The following is a 2,827-nucleotide window of genomic DNA, read 5'->3' as shown; positions in this document are numbered from 1 at the left end:
TACGGAACCCGGCTTCCCCGGTGGGCGCCCCGCCCGGGCCCTCAGCCGCCCGTCACGCGGGCCTCTCCCCCGCCGCCCTCCGGGTCCCAGCCGAGGGCGAGGAGGCCGCGGTGGATGGCCTCCCTGCGGGCCGGGTCGACGGCGTCCATCTTGAGGTCGGCGCGGGCGCGCTGGTCGACGGCGAGGGCGAGGTCGTCGTCGAGGTGGCCCGTCTCGCGCCAGGCGCGCAGGCGGGTCTCCTCGGCGTTGCGGTAGCCGAGCGTCTCCTCGTACTCGTGGGTGCCCTCGGTGGCGGCGCTCAGCTGGCCCTCCCACTCGGAGAGCCGGCGCGAGAGATGGACATCGACGGCCTCGCGGGCGAGGTCGGCATCGGAGGAACCGCGCCCCCCCTTGTGGCGTTTCGCTCACTCTCGTACCGTATTACGCCTCCACCGGGGCGCAAACGGTCAGCCGTCCACCCCTCCCGCTCCGAGTCCCTTCGCCGTGTAGGCGCACTCGGTGTACGTGTACCCGCCCCGTACCTTCACGGTGTCGGTGGCCGGGGAGCCGCCGAGGCCGTCGGTGCCCTGGGGTTTGTGCAGGAAGTACGTCGTGCCCGCGGGCAGGCGCAGTGTCCTGCTCGGGTAGGTCCTCCCGGCCGGGCAGGGCTTGAAGGAGGGGTTCAGGATGTCGGCCCACTCGTAGCGCTCGCACCCCCCGCAGGCGCCGAGGCGGAAGCTGCCGGTCACGGGCCCCGTGTAGAGCACTTCGACGGCCTCGGGGCTGTCGTTGCGGACGGTCACGGTGATCGAGCCGCCGGTCGAGGTCGTCGGCCTGACCTTGCCAGCGGCGGGCAGTTCGGCGGCGACCTGGGCGGCGATGACGTAGTTGCGCGCGAGTGGCGCGCGGTCGTCCCGGCCGTACCGGGCCGTGAAGTCGCGCATCCGCGTCTGCGTGGCCTGGTAGTCCTTCTCCCGGTAGGCGTCGAGCGCGCAGTTCCACGTCTTCGTGGGCAGGCCGCCCCGTGCCAGGGCCGCCTGGCGGCCGAGGGCGGCCGCCGTCGTCGCGGGGGCGCCCTCGGCCCCGGCGACGTCGCCGGCCTGGGCGGCGAGGGCCTTGAGGGAGGCGCTCGCCTCGCACGGCGGCTCGCCGCCCTTGTCGCGCAGCGAGGCGGTCACGCGCTTCTCCACCTCGGGGACGATCCTGCCCGCCTCCGGGCTGTCCGGGTACTCCTCCAGGAGGGCCGTGAGGTGGGACGCGGCGGTGGAGGAGTCCGCCTCGCCGAGCCCGCCGACGCCGCAGCCGAAGAGCGAGGTGGCGAGGCGCGGCGCGGGCCAGGCGCGCAGGTCCTCGGGGACGCGGCCGGCACCCATCGTGCCCGGCACGGTGAGCAGGTGACGCAGGGGGGGGCGAGGGCTGCGCAGTGGTCGCCCGCCTCGAAGGGCGCGCCGACGGTGCGGTAGTAGGCGCGCAGGCGGGCCGGGACCTTGTGCGCCGCCGCCGAGCCGGGGTGTTCGGCGCTCAGGGCGCGGTAGGTGGCGAGGGCCGAGGAGAAGGCAGCTTCGTGGCCCGTGTACCCGGAGGTGCGGTAGCGGGCCACGGTGCGGTCGGCCGTGCCGAGCCGGTCCAGCAGTTGCTTCTCCAGGCGCGCGTGCTGGGCGCGTTCGCGGGCCACGTCGTACTGGAGACCGGCGAGGACGGGCGCGGCGAGCAGGACGAGGGCGAGGCCGAGCACGGGCACCGTCGGCACGGACCGCGTGGTGCGCAGTCCGCGCGCGGCGGCGTGCGCGGCGAGCAGGACGAGGAGCACGAGCCAGCCCACGACGAGCGGGAGCGGCACCCCGTCCGGGTCGGCGGGCAGGGCCACGAGGGCGAGGGCGCCGGTGCTCACGAGGGCCACGGCGAAGCCGCCCCAGGAGCGCAGCAGGGCGTGACCGAGACCGAGTCCGCCGAGGTCGAGCAGCGCGAGGGCGAGGGCGCGCGGGAGGTCGCGGGGACCGCGCGGGAGGTCGCGGGGACCGCGCGGGGCGGCGGGCGGCCCGGGCGGCGGGTCCGGCACGGTGGCCGGGCCCGCCGGGTGAGCGGGCGGCGGAGGGACTGGCGCGGGGGCGTCGGGCGGGGCGGGCCACCCCGGCAGGGTGGGGGCGTACGCGGCCCCGAAGCCGCCCACCGGCGGCGCGCCGGGCGGCTCGTCCCGTGGCGGGCCCGGCGGCGGCCCGAACCCCGGGGGCGGCCCAAAACCACCTCCGGGCGCGGGCCCGGTGCCCCCGCCTCGCGCGTCCTCGGGTCCTTTGGGCGCCCTGCCGAGGATCAGTCATCCACTCCCCCTGCCGTGCGTACGCGGCACCCGTGCCCCGACCCCCCGGGGCGATGCCGGACGCCTACGCATGGTCTACCACCGCGCACCCGTCCGTGAACATCCGCGTTCGTCCCGATTCCGCGCCCGTGCGGCGGCCCGGCGCGAACCGGCAGGCATGACACGGGCGTTCGGGGCAACCAGTGCGTTGACGGCGACCCGCACAGGGCGGCGCCTCGCAGGAGAAGGAGCACCCATGAGCGGCTACGGAGCGGGACGGACGCGGGGAACGACGAGCGGGATGGCGATAGCCGCGCTCGTCCTCGGCATCGTGGGACTCTTCTTCTTCTCCATCCTCCCGGGCCTGCTGGCCCTCGTCTTCGGTCTCGTCGCGCTGCGCGGCACGGGCCGGCCCGGGATGGCCAAGGCGGGTCTTGTCCTCGGGGTGATCGACCTGATCCTCGGCATCGTCCTCATGGCGACCAACGGTTTCGGGCTCTACGTGGGGGCCTGACCCCGGGGCGCCTGCCCGCCCGCCCCACCCAGCGCCTG

General features: G+C 76.3%; 2 protein-coding genes. One reads left to right on the top strand and one right to left on the bottom strand.

Annotation, left to right across the window (positions count from 1 at the left end):
* Positions 1-446: 446 nt before the first annotated feature.
* Complete coding sequence (locus tag SSBG_RS35150; protein ID WP_234010657.1) at positions 447-1,352, bottom strand: hypothetical protein; 906 nt, start codon at positions 1,350-1,352, stop codon at positions 447-449.
* Between the two features lie 1,179 nt (positions 1,353-2,531).
* Between SSBG_RS35150 and SSBG_RS27195 the strand changes: the two genes are divergently transcribed.
* On the top strand, positions 2,532-2,789 hold the full coding sequence (locus SSBG_RS27195) for a DUF4190 domain-containing protein (RefSeq protein WP_037870753.1): 258 nt from the start codon (positions 2,532-2,534) through the stop codon (positions 2,787-2,789).
* The last annotated feature ends 38 nt before the right edge of the window (positions 2,790-2,827 follow it).

This window comes from Streptomyces sp. SPB074, assembly GCF_000154905.1.
Classification (GTDB): Bacteria; Actinomycetota; Actinomycetes; order Streptomycetales; family Streptomycetaceae; genus Streptomyces.
This window is presented reverse-complemented; position numbering and strand designations above follow the sequence as displayed.